Source organism: Nisaea sp., from assembly GCF_965216895.1.
GTDB lineage: Bacteria > Pseudomonadota > Alphaproteobacteria > Thalassobaculales > Thalassobaculaceae > Nisaea.
Window position 1 is genome coordinate 4468615 of sequence record NZ_OZ244205.1, and the last position, 19159, is coordinate 4487773.

Consider the following 19159-nt stretch of genomic DNA (forward strand, 5'->3'; position numbering starts at 1 on the left):
AGAACAAGAGCTTCGACGGCGACATGAAAGAAATGGCCAACAATTTCACCGGAGAGCAGCAACACGGCAAAGCTCCTCCAGTATTGGAGTGCCGCGGGATCGAACGTCGGTTCGGCGGTATTGTTGCCGTTAGCGGGGTGGACCTCAGTATTCATAAGGGCGAGATATTCGGCCTCGTCGGACCGAACGGGAGCGGAAAGACGACGGTGACCAACGCGATCACCGGTTTTTATCCGCCGAACAAGGGCGCAATCTGTCTCGATGGCAAGGACATCACGGGCACCGCGCCGCACAAGGTAGCCAAGCTTGGCATAGCCCGGACCTTCCAGAACCTCGCACTTTTCAACGGCATGAGCGTGCTCGAGAACATTCTTTTGGGGCGCCACATCCACATGAAGCCCGGAGTTCTTCCCACTGCGCTGTATTGGTGGGTGGCGCGACCGAGCGAGATCAGGAACCGTGAGGTGGTCGAGGAGGTGATCGAATTTCTCCAGCTCGAAAGCATCCGCAACGAGCTCGTGGACGGTATTCCAATCGGCCTCAAGAAGCGGGTCGAACTGGCGCGGGCGCTGGTCGCGGAACCTCATCTTCTCATACTCGACGAGCCCATGGCGGGCATGAACCAGGAGGAGAAGGGCTATATGGCCCGTTTCATTCTCGACGCGAGAGCTGAACGGGGCATAAGCGTGCTGCTGATCGAGCACCACATGGACGTCATTACCGGTATCTGTGACCGGATGCTTGCGCTCAACTATGGCGAGATGATCGCCAGCGGGATTCCGAAGGAGGTCGTCAAGGACCCGCGCGTCGTTGAGGCGTATATCGGGGGCGCGCATGGCTGAGAGCCGCAGACAAAGCCTGACGATCGCGGGTGAAACCATCGCCTCGGTTCTGATGCGGAACGCGTCCGAACACGGCAGCGACATCGCATTGCGTGAAAAAGAGCGTGGGATCTGGAAGGCAACCACCTGGGCTGAATACACGGAAGAGGTGCTGGCCTGCGCGGCCGGCCTCGACGGGCTCGGTCTGAAGCCGGGGGACGCGGTGCTCATTCTCGGCGACAATCGTGTCCGCCTCTATTGCGGAATGCTGGCGCTGGCCACGCTCGGGGTTTACGCAATGCCCGCCTATCCGGGCACCACACTCGAAGAGCTCCAGCATTTCGCGGAGGAGGCGAAGGTCGTAGCCGCTCTCGCCGAGGACCAGGAGCAGGTGGACAGGATATTGGAACTGCGTGACGCCGGGGCCACGCAGTTGAAGCACATCGTTTATGACGATGCCCGGGGCCTCGGCTTCTACGAGGCGCCCGGGCTGATGTCCTGGGAGCATCTCGTCGAGATCGGCAGCCACCGTCTCAACGGCGAGCCGGGGCTGCGCGAGGACTTGCTTGGTCGGGCGAAGCCCGACGATCCGGCGGTGTTCCTGCATTCGTCGGGCACGACGGGCAAGCCCAAAGGCGTCGTGCTGAGCCAGAAGAACGTGTTGGCGGCGGCGCGCAACGGCCATGCCGCCGGGGCCTTCGATTTCGGAGACGAGGTGCTGGCCTATCTGCCGATGGCCTGGGTGGGCGACTATGCCATCACGGTAGCCGCCGCGCTTCTGCTGCGCTTCACCGTCAACGTGCCCGAACGACAAGAAACCGTGCTGCGTGACATGCGAGAAATCGCGCCGACATTCTATCTGGCCGCGCCACGCAGCTGGGACAATATCCTGACCACCATTCAGGTCGGCATCGAGAATTCGACGCCGCTGAAGAAGCGCCTCTATCATTTCTTCATGGACCGGGCCGTTGCTGCCGAGCGGCGCAAGCTGAACGGCAAGGACCACGGCGCTCTCGAGTGGCTCGGACGGGTGTTTGGGGAATTGCTCGTCTTCGGCCCGATCAAGGACCAGTTCGGCATGCACCGCCTGAAGAACGCCTTCACCGGCGGGGAGGCGATCGGAGAGGACACATTCGTATTCTATCGAGCGCTCGGGATCAAGCTGCGCCAACTCTACGGTCAGACGGAGAACAGTGCCATCAACGCGATCCAGGCGCCTGATGAGGTGCGTCTCCACACCGTGGGCAAGGCTGCCCCGGGGGTCGAGGTGAAGATCGCCGACAATGGCGAAATCCTCCTGAAGTCGGACAGCGTTTTCGCAGGATACTACAACAAGCCCGAAGCCTCGGCTGAAACGCTTTCGGCTGGATGGCTGCATACCGGCGATGCCGGCTATCTCGAAGACGATGGCCATCTCGTGGTGCTTGGCCGCGTTGCGGAAGTGATGCACACAGAAGCCGGTGAACGCTATGTGCCCAATTACATCGAGAACCGCCTGAAGTTCAGTCCATACATAAAGGACGCGGCGGTGATCGGTGCCGGCCGCGACGAATTGACGGCAATGGTGTGCATCGACTTCGATGCCGTGGGTCACTGGGCCGAAGTGAATGGCGTACCGTATGTGTCCTATGCCGATCTGTCCCAGCGCGAAGAGGTGGCCCCGCTGCTGCGTGAGGCCTTTCTGCGCGTCAACAAAGCCCTCCCCGAGCCTCTGCAGCTCAAAAAGTTCGTCAGCCTGCACAAGGAATTTGATCCCGACGACGGAGAGATCACGCGCACGCGCAAACTGCGCCGAACGGTGGTCGAGGACCGCTACCAGAATGTAATCGCGGCGCTTTATGACGGATCAAAGGACGTCCATGTCAGCGCCGTCGTGACCTACGAGACAGGTGAGACGGGAAGGGTCGAACGCACCCTCCCAATTAGGGAGGTTTAGATGGAACTGATTTTCCTTGCCGAACTCGCGGTAAATGGAGCTCTCACCGGGCTGCTGTACTCACTGTTCGCAATCGGCCTGGTACTGATCTACAAGGCTTCTTCCGTGCCGAACCTCGCGCAGGGCGGGCTCACCATGGTGGGAGCCTATGTCGTGCTGGCGCTGGCCCGCGATGCGGGCCTTCCGCTCTGGGCGGCGATTCCGCTGGCCGGCGTCGCGATGTTCGGTCTCGGCATGGGGATCGAGCGGGTCGCATTGCGTCGGCTTGCGGGGCGGCCGATCGTGATGATTCTCATGATGACCTTGGGGATCGATATTTTCCTGCGTGGCACGACGCTTGCGATCTGGGGTGGAACCTCGCGCTCGGTCGAGCTCGGCGTCAGTTACGACCCCCTCTTCCTCGGCGAGATCCTGATCAGCCGCATCCACCTGGTTGGCGCGGCCGTGGCGGTGATATCGTTCGTTGTCTTCGTCATATTCTTCCGTACTCGCCAAGGTACCCGCCTGCGCGCGATAGCGGACGATTACATGGCCTCCTGGTCCGTGGGCATTTCCGTCGAGCAGGGCGTGGGCCGGTCCTGGGGGCTCGCTTCCGTCGTCGCCGTGGCGGCAGGCATCATATGGGGTGAAATCCAGGGTGTCGATCAGTCCCTGTCGCTCCTGCTGCTCAAGGGCCTGACCGTAGCGGTTCTGGGGGGGCTTGACAGCATATTCGGTGCGGTGCTCGCGGGTGTCATTCTAGGCGTCATCGAGAATGTCGGGTCCGCCTACCTGGATCCGCTGGTGGGCGGTGGCAGCCGTGACCTCATCGTGGCCGCAGTTCTGATTCTCACGGTCATGCTTCGGCCGCACGGCCTGTTTGGCCGTCAGGATATCGAAAGGGTCTGATGCGATGTTTTACCGGCTCTCTGGTGTCCATCATACCAGTTACATATCCGACAGTCGGCTCTACAAGGTGCCGGCCGACAGGCGTGTCGCACTGTTCTTCCTGGCGCTCGGCCTGGCGGCGCCATTCCTTATCGGGTCGCTCTATCTCAACAGCTATATATTGCCATGGCTTGTCTGGACGGCAGCGGCGCTCGGGCTCAACCTGGTGACGGGTTGGGCCGGCCAACTGCATCTCGGCTATGCGGCGGTGATGGCCGTGGGCGCGTATTCCGCTGTTCACGCGGCCAGGTTCGGCGTGCCCTGGGAGTTCGCGCTCCTGATCGGCGGGATTTCCGCCTCGGTGATTGGCAGCCTGTTCGCCTTTGCGGCGCTGCGGGTAAAGGGACTCTACCTGGCCCTGACGACGCTGGCTATGCAGTTCGTCATGGACTGGGTGCTGACCCACTCGCCGGCAATCTCCGGTGGTTCACATGCTTCGCTGCAGGCCCCCACTTTTGCACTACTGGGCCAGCCGATCGGCTCCGATGCGGGCCTGTACTATGTCGCCTTCGGCTGGTGCCTGCTCGTGACGGTCTTCATGCTGAACCTGCGCCGTACCGGCCTGGGCCGCGCGCTGATAGCCGTGCGCGAAAAGGACTATGCGGCGGCCATTCTCGGCGTCAACAGCTTCTACTACAAGATCGTTGCCTTCGCGGCTTCTTCCTTCATCGGCGGGGTCAGCGGAGCGATCCTTGTCGTCACGTTCCTTTTCCTCGTCGCGCCCGAGCAGTTCTCGGTCGCCGTATCGATCCAGGTTCTGGCCATGGTCATCGTCGGCGGCCTCGGCAGCATCATCGGCACCTATTTTGGCGTTGCGCTCATCTTGCTGATGCCCGGCATCGTCAACGGCATCGTGGCGGGAGGAGCGTCGATGCTCGGGCTGCAGCTGAATATCGAAACCCTGGCCCACATCCCGAACGCGGTCTACGGAGCGCTCATCATCATCATCCTGATGATCGAGCCGCTGGGACTGGGCAAGCTCTATGGCAACATCCGGGACTACCTGATGGTGTGGCCCTTTGATCAACTCAAGAAATAGGCCGCAAATGACCCACGCTCCCGAAAAAGCAGCAGCCAACATCCTGTCGATGAACAGTATCGAGGTCCTCTATGACAACGTCATGTTGGCGATCAAAGGGGTCTCCATCCAGGTCCCAAAAGGAGGAATGGTAGCCCTGCTCGGGTCAAACGGGGCCGGCAAGAGTACGACGTTGAAGGCGATCAGCGGCCTTCTCAAGGCCGAGCGCGGCCGCGTCAGTCGCGGCGAGATCAGCTTCGACGGTTCGGTGATCACGGATTTGCCCGCGCAGCAGCGCGTGGAGATGGGGATTTGCCATGTGATCGAAGGCCGTCGTGTTTTCGAGCATCTGACGCCTGATGAAAACCTCGAAGCGGCAGCGCCGATGGCGATGAACCGGGCCACGCTGAAAACGGAAAAGCAGAGGATCTACGAGTACTTCCCGCGGCTGGCTGAACGGAAGAACTCCCAGGCGGGATATCTCTCGGGCGGCGAGCAGCAGATGCTGGCGATCGGTCGCGCGTTGATGACCCAGCCCCGGCTCCTGATGCTCGATGAACCGAGTCTAGGCTTGGCGCCTTTCCTGGTGGCTGAGATTTTCAGCATCATCAAGAAGATCAACAAGGAACAGAGGCTGTCTGTTTTGCTGGTCGAGCAGAATGCACTCGCGGCATTGGAGATCGTGTCGGACGGTTATCTGATCGAGAATGGCCGCGTTGTCATGCATGACACGGCGCAGGCATTGAAAGCGAATTCAGACATTCAGGAGTTCTATCTGGGCGGTGGTCCGGGCACGAATTTCCACGACATCAAACATTACAGCCGGCGCAAACGCTGGCTGAGCTGACTCGATTTTTCCAAGCAAGACCGGGAGGAGAAAATGCAGTCGATTGGAAGAACACTGGCTTTGGCCTTGCTCGCCACAGGCCTCCTGTCGGCTTCCGCCAAGGCGGCGGATCCCGAACCGTTCAGAGTCGGCGTTTGCTACGATCTGAGCAAGGCCTACACCTTCGCTACGCCACAGGTCTCGCAGGCGGCGCTCGATCTTGCCGATCTCGTCAACAGGAAAGGCGGGATCGATGGAGCGCAGGTGGAGGTGATCGTGCGCGACCACGGCAATGAGCCGCAGCGCGGTGTCGAATGCTACGAACAGCTAAAGCGCGAGGGCGTGTTTGTTTTCGACACGCTGTCCACACCGGTGTCGCTGGCGATCTTGCCGCGCGCCATGAAGGACCAGCGCATCTTGATGCAATCGCTAGTCGGGCGAGGCGACGCCGTCGACGGCACGGTGTTCAACTGGGTCTACCCGGTCGGACCGACCTACTGGGGCCAGGCGGCCAACGACATCGCCTATATCAAGCAGCTGCACGACGGAGATCTTTCCGGTGTGAAGGTTGGCTTCGTCTACTTCGACTATCCCTTCGGGCAGGAGCCGATCGAGATTCTCAAGACGCTTTCGGAGAAGGAAGGATTCGAGCTGATCCTTTATCCGGTTCCGCTGCCTGGCAACGACCAGGCGGGGGTCTGGTCCAAAGTGCGCCGGGACAAGCCCGACCACATCATCAGCTGGATGCTCGGCGGTGCGCATGTGGTTGCGTCAAAGGAAATGAAACGTAACGGCATTCCGATGGAGAAATACATCTCGGTCAACTGGCTCAACGAGGTGGATATCTCCAATATCGGCGCGGCGGCGGCGAAGGGGCTCAAGCGCGGCACGAATGTGGTGGGCGGTCAGGACATCGCGCTCTACAAGGAAATCATGTCCGAGCTTTACGACAAGGACAAGGGGAATGGCCCGGTCGAAAAGACGCGGGACGTTTTCTACAACACCGGCCTGGCGATGTATTCGATCGTGTTCGAAGCGGCCCGTCAGGCGGTATCGCTGCATGGCCATCCGATCACCGCCGAAACCTATAAGGCTGGGCTGGAGGCGATAGAGAAATTTGACGCAAACGGCCTGATGGCGCCGATCACCATAACGGCGGAAGATCATGGCGGCGGCGGTCGCACGCGCATCGAAATGTGGGACGGGGCCACATGGGTGCCGCAGACCGACTGGATTGCCGCATATCAGGATGTCGTCTGGGAGGTTGTTAAGGAGAGTTCGTCGAAGTTCGACGGCAATTGATGTAAGCAGGTGCAGGCTGCCCCGTGCGGCCTGTGAAGTCGGCCCCGCGGAGTGGGCAGACAATGAGGAAGCGATATGCAACAGGGAGGTTCGACATGACCATCTTCAACAGAGCGACTGCCGCTATACTGGCAGCGGCGCTGGGACTGGCAATCCAGACAGCCGCGGCACAGGACAAGGAGCCGATCCGCTTCGGCCTTTGCTTCGATCTGAGCAAATCCTACACCTTCGTCTCGCCGCAGGTCGCGCAGGCTGCGCAGGATCTTGCCAAATACACAAGCGACAACGGCGGGATAGCAGGCCATCCAGTCGAAATGATCGTGCGCGACACCGGCAATGAGCCGCAGCGCGGTGTCGAATGCTACGAACAGCTGAAGCGCGAGGGCGTGTTCCTGTTCTACTTCCTGTCGACCCCGGTGACGAATGCCGTTCTTCCTCGCGCCATGAAAGACGGCAACATCGTGCTGCAATCCTTCGTCGGCCGGGGCGATGCGGTCGATGGGAAGGTATTCGATTGGATTTTCCCGGTCGGACCGACCTACTGGCAGCAGGCGGCCAACGACGTCGCCTTCATCAAGAATCAGATGGGCGGCGACCTCAGTGATGCCAAGATTGGCTTCATTTATCTCGACTATCCTTTCGGTCAGGAGCCGATCGAAATCCTCAAGACACTTTCTGAGAAGGAAGGCTTTGAGCTCGAGCTCTATCCGGTGCCGCTGCCCGGGAGCGACCAGGCAAGCGCCTGGACCCAGATCCGCCGGGACAAACCCGACTATGTGATCAGCTGGCTTCTGGCCGGCGGCCACGTCGTGGCCTCCAAGGAGATGAAGCGCAATGGCTTTCCGATCGATCGCTATCTGTCGGTGAACTGGATGAATGAGGTCGATATCAAGAACATCGGCGCCGAAGCGGCCAAGGGTATCCTGCGTGGCACCAACGTGGCCGGCGGCCAGGAGGTGCCCCTCGTCAAGACCATGCTTGACACCTACTATGCGAAGGGCAAAGGCAGCGGACCGGAATCGCTGGTCCGCGACGTCTACTACAATTTGGGGTTGGCGGTCTTTTCGGTGGGAATCGAGGCCGCCCGGCTGGCTATCGAGAAGAACGGCTGGCCGCTGACCCCCGAGAGCATGAAGGCGGGCTATGAATCGATTGCGGACTTCGACGCCAACGGCCTCATGGCTCCGGTGACCGTGACGCCCGAGGACCATGGCGGAGGCGGCAAGACCCGCGTCGAGCAGTGGGACGGTTCGGCTTGGGTGCCGCTCACGGATTGGAGCGCGGACTACACCGACGTGGTGTGGGAAGTGATCAAGGAAAGCTCGTCGAAATTTACCGTCGAGTGACTTGACGGCGTGCCTGCGGGTCGGGAGCGACCCGCAGGCATAAGCCGGGTGACCAGTCATGCAAGGTCAATCTGCGAGGGATCGAGCAATGGAAAGCAGCCCGATCGAGGTGTCCGTCGAAGGTGGCGTGGCCACCGTCACTATCAACCGGCCCGAGCGCAAGAACGCGCTCTCGGTCGCCGCCGCCAACGGGTTGGTCGATGCATGGGAGCGGATCGAGGCCGACGATACGGTCAGGGTTGCGATCCTGACCTCGGCCGATTGCGGCGTGTTCAGCGCTGGGCTCGATTTGAAGGAAGCGGCCGAGATCGCGCGCACCGAGAGCGTCGACATCCTGAGCAAGATGCGCGACCCCTTTCACGACACGATGCGCGGCTGCCGCAAACCGATCATTGCCGCGATGACCGGGTCTCTCATGGCTGGCGGGATGATGCTGGCGCTGAACTGCGATCTGCGGGTCGGCCTCAAAGGCACCAAGATCGGGATCACCGAAGTCAAGATCGGACGCGGCTCGCCCTGGGCCGCGCCGGCTCTGTGGATGCTGCCGCAGCCTGTCCTGATGGAGATCGTTCTGACCGGCGATCTCATGCCGATAGAGCGGCTGCACGGTTACGGTTTCACCAATTATTTGGAAGACACGCCTGATCTGGTTCGCGAACGGGCCCGCGACCTCGCATGCCGGATCGCCAGTGCCGCACCGCTTTCGGTAGTCGCTGCGAAAGGCAGTGTGCGCGCGACCATGGACCGGGGCTGCGCCGGCGGGCTGGAAGAGGGCAAGCGCCTGCACGAGGTGGTCTATGCCAGCCAGGATGCCATCGAGGGCCCGCGGGCCTTTGCCGAAAAACGCGCGCCCGTCTGGCAAGGCCGGTAAGGGAGAGAGGCATGGGCGAATTGATGCGGCTTGATTGTGATGGGCCTGTGGGCGTTCTGCGCTTTCTCTGCCCCGAACGGCGCAACCCTTACAGCATTGCATTCGTCGAGGCGCTCATCGCCAATCTGCGGCAGGCCGAGAAGGAAGACGCGATACGTGCCGTGGTGATGACCGGCGGCGAGCATTTCTCAAGCGGCGGCGATCTTGTCGGCTTCCGCGCCGAGATCGCCAAAGGCGCCCGCGCCACCTCGCAGATGGTCGACATGGTCCACGACGGCGGTCGTGCCGCCTATCAGTTCAAGAAGCCACTGATCGCTGCGGTGAATGGAATCGCCTATGGCGCGGGGCTGAGCCTGGCGCTGTCGGCCGATATCGTCGTGGCTGCCGAAGATGCGCGCCTCTGCGAGGTCTTTGCCACGGTCGGCGGCTGCCCCGACACCGGGTCGAGCTGGCTCCTTCAGCAGCGCGCCGGGGCTGGGGTGGCCCGGATGCTGGTGCTTACCGGCCGCGAGTTCGACGGACGAACGGCTCGCGAGCTGCGTGTAGTCGAGGAATGCGTCCCGGCCGGCGAGGTCGAGAACCGGGCCATCGAGATCGCGCGAGAGATCGCCGCCCACCCCGCCTTCGGCATGCAGACAGCCAAGCGTGTCATGCGGGCGGCTGCCGAATGCTCCTACCTCGAGGCTCTGGAGGTTGAGCGCGATGCGCAAAGCGTGCTCCTTTGCGCCCATGATTTTCCCGAGGCCATGAAGGCCTTCCAAGAAAAGCGGCCGCCACGGTTCAAGGATTGCTGATTGCGGCCAAAGACGTTCAAACAGTCATAGGAGAAACGCCGATGAAGGTGCTCGTGCCCGTCAAACGCGTGATCGACTACAACGTGAAGGTTCGCGTGAAAGCGGATGGGAGCGGTGTCGATCTCGAGAATGTGAAGATGTCGATGAACCCTTTCGACGAGATTGCGGTTGAGGAGGCGATCCGTCTGAAGGAAGCGGGTACGGCGGACGAGGTCGTGGCGGTTTCGATCGGGGTGAAGCAGGCGCAGGAGACGCTGAGAACGGCGCTGGCGATGGGGGCGGATCGCGCGATCCTGATTGTGGCGGCCGCAGATGTGCATCAGGACATCGAGCCCCTGGCGGTGGCGAAGATCCTGAAGGCGGTGATCGACGAGGAGCAGCCGAACCTGGTGCTCGCCGGCAAGCAGGCGATCGATAACGATATGAATGCCACCGGGCAGATGCTCTCGGCGCTGCTGGGCTGGAGCCAGGCGACCTTTGCCTCGGAAGTCAAGGTCGAGGGCGGCAGCGCCGTGGTGACCCGCGAGGTCGACGGCGGGCTGCAGACCGTCAAGGTCAAGCTGCCGGCGATCGTGACGGTCGATTTGCGCCTCAACCAACCCCGCTACGCTTCGCTGCCGAACATCATGAAGGCCAAGAAGAAGCCGCTCGACGAGAAGACGGCGGCGGATTACGGCGTTGACGTGAGCCCGCGGCTCGAAGTGGTAAAGACGGCCGAGCCGGAAACACGCCAGGCCGGCGAGATCGTGCCGGATGTCGATACGCTGGTGGCGAAACTCAAAGAGAGGGGGGTGGTGTGATGGCTGTTCTTCTGCTGGGCGAAGTAAATGACGGCGAACTGGCGCTGGACCCCAGCGCCAAGGCGGTGAATGCCGCCAAGGCGCTGGGCGAGGTCACCGTGCTCTGCGCCGGGGCTTCGGCGGCAGCCGCCGGCGCGGCAGCCGCGACGATCGAGGGCGTAGCGAAGGTTCTGGTGGCCGAGCATCCGGCACTGAGCCACCGCCTGGCCGAGCCGACTGCGGCATTGATCGCGAGCGTCGCGGGCGACTATTCGCATATAATGGCCCCGGCCACCACCGACGCGAAGAACGTGATGCCGCGGGTGGCCACGCTACTGGACGTGATGGTGATCTCCGATGTCTCGGGCGTTGTCGATGCGGATACGTTCGAGCGCCCGATCTATGCCGGCAACGCAATCCAGACGGTGAGATCGAAAGACGCCAAGAAGGTCGTGACCCTCCGAACCTCGGCTTTCAAGGCCGCCGGCAAAGGCGGTCCGGCCAAGGTGGAAACGGTGGCTATGCCTGGCGATCCGGGCCTGTCGGAATGGGTCGGGGACAAGGTGGCCGAAAGCGACCGCCCCGAACTGACCTCTGCCGGGGTCGTAGTCTCTGGCGGCCGCGGCGTCGGCTCGCAAGGAGATTTCGCCCTGATCGAGAAGCTGGCCGACAAGCTCGGCGCAGCAGTGGGCGCCTCGCGGGCCGCAGTCGACGCCGGCTTCGCGCCGAACGACTGGCAAGTCGGCCAGACCGGCAAAGTCGTGGCGCCCGAGCTCTATGTTGCAGTGGGCATTTCCGGGGCGATCCAGCACCTTGCAGGGATGAAGGATTCCAAGATCATCGTCGCAGTCAACAAGGATCCGGACGCCCCGATCTTCCAGATCGCCGACTACGGCCTTGTGGCTGACCTCTTCCAGGCCATACCCGAGCTGATCGAAAAGCTCTGAGACGCGGACTGCCCCCTGTCTTAGTCCAGGAGCTCGCCTCAATCATGATCGAAATGTCTCATTGCCCTTCAGAACTCCAAACATCGTCGTTCACCCGGCACGCAGAAAGGTGGGTTTGGGGCCTCGTTTACGCGCGGATGCGCCGGTCCAGCGTGGCATGCACGCCTGGTCTTATGGCCGAGCGTCTTCAAGAATTCTTTTCGCCCGCTCCACAACCGGGCGGTCGACGAGCTTGCCGTTGACGCGCACCGCGCCCGCATCGCTCGTCCGCGCGGCCTCCACGACCGCCTGCGCCCAGGCGAGCGTCGCCTCGTCGGGTGCGAAGCCTTCGTGCACCGCTGCCACTTGACGGGGATGGACGCACAGCTTTCCGCCGAACCCCAGGGCGCGCGCCGCCGTGATGTCGGCGCGCAGCCGTTCTTCATCGTCAATCGCGATCGTCACACCGTCAACAGGTGGCGCAATACGGGCAATCGTCGAGGCGAGCACTAGGCGCGAACGGGCGTAGAGCAGAGCCTCGCCCTCAGCTTCGATGCCCGTGTCGAGTTGGAAATCGATCGATCCGAAGGCAAGTCGTGTCACACCCTTGACACTGGCCAGCTCCCGAGCATTCCAAATTCCGAGTGCGCTCTCGATCAGTGGCACTATCGGCAGACCTTGAGGCAAAGCGGAGACAAAGGTGTCGAGCGCCGCAGGCTCTTCCGCCTTGGGCAGGAGTGCTGCGGCGACGCCCGGCGTGGCCAGCAGCACCACATCTTCCTCGTGCCATTCCATTCCGATGCCGTTGATCCGGACCGCCGCGCGGCCGCCCTTGCCAAGCCAGTTGCGGACCGCCTCGCGCGCGCGGGCCTTGCTCTCGGGAAGCACAGCATCTTCGAGATCGAGCACCACAATGTCGGCGCCCGTCGCAAGCGCCTTGTCGAAGCGGTCCGGACGGTCGCCGGGGACGAAAAGATAGCTGCGCGGAATCAATGTGACCTCCATTACCACTAAGCCGCTTAGACCAGAGCCATCCCGTCGAGAGCTGGCCCGTATCCAAGGCCGATCAGAACCGCAGCCGAAATGACCATCGGACCGAGACCGCTCGCAGCAACGACGAGGCCTACAACGCACAAGACGAGGGTGCTTGGCTGGCACCGTAGCGGGCCACGCGGTCACAGCAAACAAAGCCGGAGAAGTAGGCGGCTCCAGAGAGGACGCCGACGAACACGCCCACGTAGAGCGTCGGGATGCCGATCGTCGCAGCGGTGTCCGGCGCCATGACCGGCGCGGAGAGCGAGGCCGAAGATCTCCGCTGCCTTCTCGTCGATCAGGACTGCGCCGACCTGGTGATTCTCTTCGCTCGCCACCAGCCATACCGCTTTTCGATCAACAAGTTTATACTTCGGATACGTTCGGCGATGAGCGCTTGCTAGCAAGCGCACCCAGAATGTCATCATTGTCGGCGCCCAACCGGGGAGCGGGGCGAAGCGGCAGAGATTCGCCAATACAGCGCACCGGGCAGGCGAGCGTGCGGATGCTCCCGCGCACCGGGTGGGGCATGTTCACAATCATGCCCTGCCCCTTGGCGAATTCGCTATTGAGCGCTTGCGCCACGTTGTTCACGGGCGCGACGGGGACCTTGCCGGCCAGGAGCTCAATCCATTCTGCGGTCGTCTTCTCCGACAGCACCGCATCGAGCTCGCGCGTGAGCTCATCGCGGTTGGCGAGCCTGGCCTTGAAATCGCAAAAGCGGCGATCTGTGACCCAATCCGGCCGGCCGATCAGCTTGGCGAAAATCTGCCAGAACTTCTCCTTGTTGCACATGACGAAGATCCAGCCGTTCTTGGTCCTGTAAAGCTGGCTCGGCGTGAGGGACGGATGCGCCGAGCGCGGCGTGCGATCCGTCACCGCGCCCTCGTTCATGTACCAGGTGCCGAGATAGTTGAGATTGTGGAGCGCCACGTCAAACAGGCTGGTATCGATGTCGCGGCCCTTCCCGGTCGCGCGCGCCGAGACAAGTGCGGCAAGCAGCGCCATCGCCGCCGTGGTGCCTGTCATCATGTCGATGATGGAGAGCCCAAACCTTGCGGGTGGCCCGCCCGGCTCCCCGGTCAGCGAAAGATAGCCCGCCTCGGCCTGCATGAGATAGTCGTAGCCCGGCCAAGCCTTGCGCGGGCCCTCGCGGCCGTAGGCCGACAAATGGCAGCATACGATGGCAGGGTTGACGTCCTTGAGCGCGTCGTAGGTAAGACCCAACTTCTCCGGCAGATCGCCTCTGAGATTGTTGAAAGCGGCGTGCGAGCCGGCTGCGAGTTCCCGGAACATCGCCTGCCCCTCACGGCTCTTCAAGTCGAGCGTCACGCTCTTTTTGTTTCAGTTGAACGATTGGAAGAAATGGCTGTCGCCTGGCTCGAGAAAGTAAGGGCCGACGAGGCGGCCGACATCGCCGCCATCGGCGGGGTTCTCGATCTTGATCACGTCGGCACCCAGATCGGCGAGATGCTGGGTGCCGAAAGGTCCGGCCCCGTATTGCTCGACTGCGATGATGCGGACACCTTCAAGAGGCAGGCTCATGCCCGATTCCTTTCGACGAGCTGGCGGGCGATGATAATACGTTGCATCTCGTTGGTGCCCTCGCCAATAGTCAGCAGCGGTGCGTCGCGGTAGTAGCGCTCCACGTTGAATTCCTTGGAATATCCGTAGGCGCCATGAATGCGGAGGGCATCGGTGGCGTTTTTCAGCGCCGCTTCCGTGGCGAAGTATTTTGCCATCCCCGCCTCCATGTCACAGCGCTCGCCTGTGTCGAACGCGCGCGCCGCACTTTCGACCAGAAGCCGTGCCGCCTCGACGCGGGTCGACATTTCGGCCAGCATAAGCTGGATCGCCTGATGCTCGCAGATGGGCTTGCCAAAAGTGGTGCGCACCTGCGCGTAGGCGAGGCTTTCCTCCATCGCCGCGCGTGCCACACCCACGCCGCGCGCGGCGACATTGATGCGCCCGAGCTCAAGCCCGGAAAGGATCTGTTGCAGGCCGCGGCCCTCCTGGCCGCCGATCAGGCGATCCGCGGGAACCCGATAATCCTCGAAGACGAGCTCGCAGGTGTCGATGCCGCGATAGCCGAGCTTCTCCAGCTTGCGCGTCACCTTGAAGCCCGGCCCCTTCTCTGCAATGAGCAGGCTCATGCCGCGATGGCGCGGCTCCGCAGTTCGATCGGTCTTCACCAGGAGCGCCAGGCAATTGCCGTACATGGAGTTGGTGATCCAGGTCTTGGTGCCGTTCACTATGTATTCGTCGCCCACTCGGCGCGCGGTGGTACGGATCGCTTGGAGGTCCGTGCCGCAATTGGGCTCGGTAAGACCGACGCCGCCCCTGATCTCGCCCGTGGCAAAGCGGGGCAGGAATTCGGCTTTCTGTGCTTCGGTGCCGGCCCGCTGCACCGCAGAGGCCATGATCAGATGCGAGTTGACGATGCCGGACAGCGACATCCAGGTGCGCGAGATGCGTTCGATGATCCGCGCATAGGCGGTTGCGGACAGGCCCAGCCCGCCATATTCCTCTTTGATGATGCAGCCGAACAGCCCCATCGCCTTCATCTTCTCCACGATCTCCTCGGGATAGATGTCGTCGTGTTCGAGCTTATGGACATGGGGCGCCACTTCTGTCTCGAGGAAGCGGTCGACCATGTCGAGCATCATCTGTTCCTGTTCGTCCCGCTCGTCCTTCATTGGGCTGTACCTCTTCTCAGCGACGTCCGGCGAGAACGGCCGACAGCGCGTGCGCGGCAAGGCCGCCATCCATCCCGAGCACTGCTTCCTGCACCCGTTGTGCGGCCTCAACCGACAACGCCGTCGCGGCGTTTTCCATGAACTTCGCGACGATCTCCTCTTCCGACAGCGGACGGTCCGAGGCGCCGCGGTTCACATGCTCGCGGTGTCCGAGCTCGCGTCCATCCTTCAATTTTACGATTACCTCGCCCGAACTCTAATCGTGCCAACACGTTCAAAGTTCAATGCGGGGTCGCTCAGGACAGCGACCAGATCGCCCGGGTGAGATATCACCTTCTTCTCCCGGCAGATATTTCTGCTTTCATCGACAATGCACACGCTCGTTTCTTTGAAAGAGACGTCGAGACACACATAATACTTCATGCTGCGCTTCACCTTTCTGATGCTTGTGGCTGTTTCGTTCAGACCACGTCTTGTCATCAGCCTGAAGCGCAGCACCTTCCTTCCTTTCCGGTCGGCGAAGATGAGGCACGAAGCCGATTACCCCATCTGGATCGACGCCGCTGATGGCGACGGTCTGGTCGACCGTGGCGGCAAGCCTGTGGCCGTCATGCGGCCGGCATCCTGCAACCCTGGCCATGCAGGTGATCTTCCAGGTCTTTCCACCGGAAAAGCGCGGCTCGGCCATGGGCATCTACGGCATCGGCGTGGCCCCGGCACTCGGCCCTACGCTGGGCGGAATCATGGTGGACAGCTTCAGCTGGCGCTATGTCCTCTTCATGCCGTGCCGTTCTGCCTTGTCGGGCTGTTCCTTGCCACCCCTCTTCATGCCGGGGCGGGCAATTTCGGGATCGCCGCGCAAATTCGACTGGATGGGTTTCGGGCTGATGACCGTGTTCCTCGTGACCTTGCTCAACGGCCTGTCGAATGAACAACGTGATGGATGGTTCTCCGATTCCATCCTGCGCGACTTCCCCGTCGCCTTTATCTCGGGCATCGGCTTCGTCGTCTGGGAACTGCACACGCCCCGCGCCCATGCTCAATCTCAAGCTCTTCACGAACCGGGTCTATGCGGGCGCGTCCGTCCTGGCCTTCATCTTCGGGGCGGCAATCTACGATTCGACCTTCGTGATTCCGCTGTTCGCGCAGACGATCCAGAGCTACACGCCGACCCGCTCCGGCCTGCTGCTGATGCAGGCAGGGCTGATCCTGGCGCTCGTCTTCCCGATAGCCGCGCGTCCCACCGATAAGACGCCGGCCACCTTAACAGCCGCATCGGCGAGTTCATGCCCTGGCACTATGCCCCAGCGCAGGACGTGTGAGCAGAACACCTCTTACGCCACACCGCGAGAAAGCGGGAAAAACCGTTCGACAGCATTGCTACCGATCTGATGCGGCATTCCTAAAACCTTGCGAAGAACCGCTAGAGCTAGCAGCCTCTAACGGGCGCGTGGTCGCTCCCGGAGCTGGAAAGCCGTTCAGTCCTCCACCACTCCGCTCAGGATCTCTTCGCTATGTTCACCAAGGCGCGGCGCGGGACGCAGATCGTGCCGCGCCGGCGTGGCCGAAAACTTCACCGGAGGTTTCGTTGTCCAAATGGTGCCTTCGGTGGGATGCGCCACGCGCTGGAAGAATCCGGTTGCCTCGATATGCGGATCCTGCGGCAGGGCGGGCAGCATCCGCACCGGCATGACCGGGATGTCGGCTTCCTCCATCAGGTCGATCCATTCCTGTGTCGTCCGCGACGGCGCAAACTGCGCGACCATGTCATAGACTGCACCGATGTTCCGGCTGCGTTCGTCCATGTTCGTCACCCACGGATGACAGAGCATGTCTTCACGCCCGATGGCGCGAAAGAAGCGGGCCCATTGCGCATTGGAATAGGGAAGGATGGTGATATAGCCGTCCTTCGTCTGGACCGGACGGCGATGCGGCACCAGCATGCGGCTGTAGCCGAAGCTTTGTGGGAGGTCTTCGAATGTCGCGGCGGCCATGTGCTCCACCAGCAGAAACGATGCCAGCGTTTCGAACATCGGCACCTCGACATGCTGCCCCTCGCCCGTGCGTTCCCGGTGATAGAGCGCGGCCATGACCGCCCAGGCCGCCGTGACTCCGCCCAGCTTGTCGGCCAGAATGGTTGGCGCATAGGAGGGCGGCGCGCCCGGGTCGCGCATCGTGGCCAGCCCCGCCATGCCCGAGACCGCCTGAATGCTGTCGTCATAGGCGGGCTTGTCGCGGTACGGCCCATCCGAGCCGAAGCCCACGGCAGCCACGGTAACAAGACGGGGATTTTCGCGGCGCAGAGCGTCCGGTGCCAGAGACAAGCGGGCCAGCGCGGCAGGGCGAATGCTGGATATGAAGACATCGGCGTCGCGTAAAAGCCGGCGCAAAGACCGCCGGCCGTCATCGGTCTTGAGATCCAGCACGACGCTGCGTTTGTTGCGATTCACGCCCAGAAAGGCTGCTCCCATGCCGGGGCTTTGAGCGGGTTGTACCTGGCGCAGCATATCGCCCTCGGGGCTTTCTACCTTGATGACGTCGGCCCCTAGATCACCCAGCATCTGCGTGGCCAAGGGACCGAACACGACCGAGGTCATGTCAATAATCCGGACCCCCGACAGAAGTGCGGGTCTTGCCTCGCTCATGTCTGGTCCTCGCCTGCGACGGGCGCGGCGAATTCCCGCCGGATCGCCGCATTATGCGCCCCCAGCGCAGGTGAGGCGCCCAGCGGCATATTTTCGCCCGACCTGCGAATCGGTGGTGCCGGTAGACCAACTTCGCCCGAAGGGCACTGAATGAGCGTCCGGTCGAGCTGCGGGTGGCTGGAAAGCGCCGCAACGTTGTTGACCGCGCCCGAGGCGATGTCGGCTTCACGCAGGAGCGCCAGCATCTGCGCCCTGTCGAGCGCAGCGAAAGCGGATTCGATCATCGGCTGCAATACATCCCGGTTGCGATTGCGGTTGTCATTGCCGTCGAAACGCGGGTCCTCAACGAGTTCGGGCCGTTTCAGAACCATGTTGCAAAAGCGCCCCCATTCGCGCTCGTTCTGCACCGACAGTACGATCTGGCCGCCATCGCGGCAGGTATAGGCGCCATAGGGGCAGATCACCGGATGACTGAGGCCCACCCGAGGCGTTGGACGTCCGGCACAATCGTGAAAGATAAGCGGCACCGCCATCCAATCGGCCATGGTGTCGAACATCGCCACGCTGACGCCGCGGGCGCGCCCGGTGCGCTGGCGTTCGATCAGCGCTTCGCAAATCCCCGCATGGGCAGTCATTCCCGAGGCGATGTCGCACACCGAAATGCCGACCCGTCCCGGTCCGTCCGGCGTGCCGGTGATCGATGCCAGTCCGCTCTCGCATTGCACAAGCAGGTCATAGGCCTTGGCATTACGCATCGGCCCATCATCGCCGTAGCCCGTGATATCGCAGGTGACGAGCTGCGGGAAACGCGCGCGCAGCGATGCCGAATCCAGTTCCAGCTTTTCGAGCGAGCCGGGAGCGAGGTTCTGCAGGAACACATCGGCGCGGGCGAGAATCCGTTCCAGCAGCGCACGATCGTCTGGGTCCTTGATATCAAGCTCCAGGGATTCCTTGCCCCGGTTAAGCCAGACGAAATAGGCGCTTTCCCCGTTTGCCGCTCTATCGTATCCGCGAGCAAAATCGCCCGATCCCTTGCGTTCCACCTTGATGACCCGGGCCCCTGCATCTGCAAGGCGCGACGAGCAGAACGGCGCAGCAACCGCCTGTTCCAGTGCGACCACAAGCAGCCCATGCAGCGGGCCCTTTTCGTCGATGTTCATATTCTTCTCGAACGCGTGAATTTTGAGCTTGCCAGAAATCTAACATCTGTTAGAAATATCGTCAACTCAGATGGCCCGGA

The 19159-nt window shown here is 62.1% G+C and carries 17 protein-coding genes and 1 pseudogene; 12 read left to right on the forward strand and 6 right to left on the reverse strand.

All coding sequences use genetic code 11. The features are described 5' to 3' along the window. Positions 1-23 precede the first annotated feature (23 nt). The 11 genes from ACOOE1_RS21175 (at position 24) to ACOOE1_RS21225 (ending at position 11567) form a co-directional block, all read left to right on the forward strand. Positions 24-842, forward strand: a complete 819-nt coding sequence (locus tag ACOOE1_RS21175) for an ABC transporter ATP-binding protein (RefSeq protein WP_420404185.1) — start codon at positions 24-26, stop codon at positions 840-842. Continuing rightward, a complete protein-coding gene (locus ACOOE1_RS21180; RefSeq protein ID WP_420404186.1) occupies positions 835-2757 on the forward strand; it encodes an AMP-dependent synthetase/ligase in 1923 nt (640 codons plus the stop codon). The genes ACOOE1_RS21175 and ACOOE1_RS21180 overlap by 8 nt, the downstream gene beginning before the upstream one ends. Continuing rightward, a complete protein-coding gene (locus ACOOE1_RS21185; protein ID WP_420404187.1) occupies positions 2758-3645 on the forward strand; it encodes a branched-chain amino acid ABC transporter permease in 888 nt (295 codons plus the stop codon). It abuts the gene before it with no gap. A gap of 4 nt (positions 3646-3649) precedes the next feature. Further along, a complete protein-coding gene (locus tag ACOOE1_RS21190; RefSeq protein WP_338532333.1) occupies positions 3650-4723 on the forward strand; it encodes a branched-chain amino acid ABC transporter permease in 1074 nt (357 codons plus the stop codon). A gap of 7 nt (positions 4724-4730) precedes the next feature. Continuing rightward, a complete protein-coding gene (locus ACOOE1_RS21195) occupies positions 4731-5549 on the forward strand; it encodes an ABC transporter ATP-binding protein (RefSeq protein ID WP_338532332.1) in 819 nt (272 codons plus the stop codon). A 33-nt stretch (positions 5550-5582) separates the two neighbouring features. Next, complete coding sequence (locus ACOOE1_RS21200; RefSeq protein ID WP_420404188.1) at positions 5583-6830, forward strand: ABC transporter substrate-binding protein; 1248 nt, start codon at positions 5583-5585, stop codon at positions 6828-6830. Positions 6831-6925: 95 nt separating this feature from the next. After that, entirely contained in the window at positions 6926-8176 is a 1251-nt protein-coding gene (locus ACOOE1_RS21205; RefSeq protein ID WP_420404189.1) for an ABC transporter substrate-binding protein, read from the forward strand. Between the two features lie 88 nt (positions 8177-8264). Next, positions 8265-9047, forward strand: coding sequence for an enoyl-CoA hydratase/isomerase family protein (locus tag ACOOE1_RS21210; RefSeq protein WP_420404190.1), 783 nt, complete (start codon positions 8265-8267; stop codon positions 9045-9047). A gap of 11 nt (positions 9048-9058) precedes the next feature. Beyond that, positions 9059-9841, forward strand: coding sequence for an enoyl-CoA hydratase/isomerase family protein (locus ACOOE1_RS21215; protein ID WP_420404191.1), 783 nt, complete (start codon positions 9059-9061; stop codon positions 9839-9841). Between the two features lie 41 nt (positions 9842-9882). Beyond that, positions 9883-10641: an electron transfer flavoprotein subunit beta/FixA family protein gene (locus ACOOE1_RS21220; protein WP_420404192.1), complete on the forward strand. Its 759-nt coding sequence runs from the start codon at positions 9883-9885 to the stop codon at positions 10639-10641. Continuing rightward, positions 10641-11567: an electron transfer flavoprotein subunit alpha/FixB family protein gene (locus ACOOE1_RS21225; RefSeq protein WP_420404193.1), complete on the forward strand. Its 927-nt coding sequence runs from the start codon at positions 10641-10643 to the stop codon at positions 11565-11567. Before ACOOE1_RS21220 ends, ACOOE1_RS21225 begins: the two co-directional genes overlap by 1 nt. Positions 11568-11738: 171 nt before the next feature. Here the strand turns inward: ACOOE1_RS21225 and ACOOE1_RS21230 are convergent, their stop codons facing one another. The 4 genes and pseudogenes from ACOOE1_RS21230 to ACOOE1_RS21245 all read right to left on the reverse strand — a co-directional run bounded on the left by ACOOE1_RS21230 (position 11739) and on the right by ACOOE1_RS21245 (position 15515). After that, positions 11739-12539 carry an HpcH/HpaI aldolase/citrate lyase family protein gene (locus tag ACOOE1_RS21230; protein ID WP_420404194.1) on the reverse strand — a complete coding sequence of 267 codons (801 nt, stop codon included), beginning with the start codon at positions 12537-12539 and terminating at the stop codon, positions 11739-11741. A gap of 405 nt (positions 12540-12944) precedes the next feature. Beyond that, positions 12945-14123, reverse strand: a pseudogene (locus ACOOE1_RS21235) (CaiB/BaiF CoA transferase family protein). Continuing rightward, entirely contained in the window at positions 14120-15274 is a 1155-nt protein-coding gene (locus ACOOE1_RS21240; RefSeq protein ID WP_420404195.1) for an acyl-CoA dehydrogenase family protein, read from the reverse strand. Before ACOOE1_RS21240 ends, ACOOE1_RS21235 begins: the two are co-directional and overlap by 4 nt. A gap of 16 nt (positions 15275-15290) precedes the next feature. Continuing rightward, positions 15291-15515, reverse strand: coding sequence for a hypothetical protein (locus tag ACOOE1_RS21245; protein ID WP_420406460.1), 225 nt, complete (start codon positions 15513-15515; stop codon positions 15291-15293). Between the two features lie 325 nt (positions 15516-15840). Here ACOOE1_RS21245 and ACOOE1_RS21250 point away from each other — a divergent pair, with 325 nt between their 5' ends. Next, positions 15841-16524 (forward strand): MFS transporter, encoded by a 684-nt coding sequence (locus tag ACOOE1_RS21250; RefSeq protein WP_420404196.1) that lies wholly within the window; start codon positions 15841-15843, stop codon positions 16522-16524. 228 nt (positions 16525-16752) lie between these two features. Here ACOOE1_RS21250 and ACOOE1_RS21255 read toward each other — a convergent pair whose 3' ends face one another. Both ACOOE1_RS21255 and ACOOE1_RS21260 read right to left on the reverse strand, forming a co-directional pair. Then, positions 16753-17919 carry a CaiB/BaiF CoA transferase family protein gene (locus tag ACOOE1_RS21255; RefSeq protein ID WP_420404197.1) on the reverse strand — a complete coding sequence of 389 codons (1167 nt, stop codon included), beginning with the start codon at positions 17917-17919 and terminating at the stop codon, positions 16753-16755. Continuing rightward, positions 17916-19079 carry a CaiB/BaiF CoA transferase family protein gene (locus ACOOE1_RS21260; RefSeq protein ID WP_420404198.1) on the reverse strand — a complete coding sequence of 388 codons (1164 nt, stop codon included), beginning with the start codon at positions 19077-19079 and terminating at the stop codon, positions 17916-17918. Before ACOOE1_RS21260 ends, ACOOE1_RS21255 begins: the two co-directional genes overlap by 4 nt. Positions 19080-19159 lie beyond the last annotated feature (80 nt).

What these genes read in the sequence shown, in the direction of transcription:
- ACOOE1_RS21210 (WP_420404190.1), top strand. Translation starts at nt 8,265, where the DNA reads ATGGAAAGCAGCCCGATCGAGGTGTCCGTCGAAGGTGGCGTGGCCACC.
- ACOOE1_RS21190 (WP_338532333.1), top strand. Translation starts at nt 3,650, where the DNA reads ATGTTTTACCGGCTCTCTGGTGTCCATCATACCAGTTACATATCCGAC.
- ACOOE1_RS21250 (WP_420404196.1), top strand. Translation starts at nt 15,841, where the DNA reads ATGGCGACGGTCTGGTCGACCGTGGCGGCAAGCCTGTGGCCGTCATGC.
- ACOOE1_RS21255 (WP_420404197.1), bottom strand. Translation starts at nt 17,919, where the DNA reads ATGAGCGAGGCAAGACCCGCACTTCTGTCGGGGGTCCGGATTATTGAC.
- ACOOE1_RS21180 (WP_420404186.1), top strand. Translation starts at nt 835, where the DNA reads ATGGCTGAGAGCCGCAGACAAAGCCTGACGATCGCGGGTGAAACCATC.
- ACOOE1_RS21195 (WP_338532332.1), top strand. Translation starts at nt 4,731, where the DNA reads ATGACCCACGCTCCCGAAAAAGCAGCAGCCAACATCCTGTCGATGAAC.
- ACOOE1_RS21220 (WP_420404192.1), top strand. Translation starts at nt 9,883, where the DNA reads ATGAAGGTGCTCGTGCCCGTCAAACGCGTGATCGACTACAACGTGAAG.
- ACOOE1_RS21260 (WP_420404198.1), bottom strand. Translation starts at nt 19,079, where the DNA reads ATGAACATCGACGAAAAGGGCCCGCTGCATGGGCTGCTTGTGGTCGCA.
- ACOOE1_RS21200 (WP_420404188.1), top strand. Translation starts at nt 5,583, where the DNA reads ATGCAGTCGATTGGAAGAACACTGGCTTTGGCCTTGCTCGCCACAGGC.
- ACOOE1_RS21175 (WP_420404185.1), top strand. Translation starts at nt 24, where the DNA reads ATGAAAGAAATGGCCAACAATTTCACCGGAGAGCAGCAACACGGCAAA.
- ACOOE1_RS21205 (WP_420404189.1), top strand. Translation starts at nt 6,926, where the DNA reads ATGACCATCTTCAACAGAGCGACTGCCGCTATACTGGCAGCGGCGCTG.
- ACOOE1_RS21185 (WP_420404187.1), top strand. Translation starts at nt 2,758, where the DNA reads ATGGAACTGATTTTCCTTGCCGAACTCGCGGTAAATGGAGCTCTCACC.
- ACOOE1_RS21240 (WP_420404195.1), bottom strand. Translation starts at nt 15,274, where the DNA reads ATGAAGGACGAGCGGGACGAACAGGAACAGATGATGCTCGACATGGTC.
- ACOOE1_RS21215 (WP_420404191.1), top strand. Translation starts at nt 9,059, where the DNA reads ATGGGCGAATTGATGCGGCTTGATTGTGATGGGCCTGTGGGCGTTCTG.
- ACOOE1_RS21225 (WP_420404193.1), top strand. Translation starts at nt 10,641, where the DNA reads ATGGCTGTTCTTCTGCTGGGCGAAGTAAATGACGGCGAACTGGCGCTG.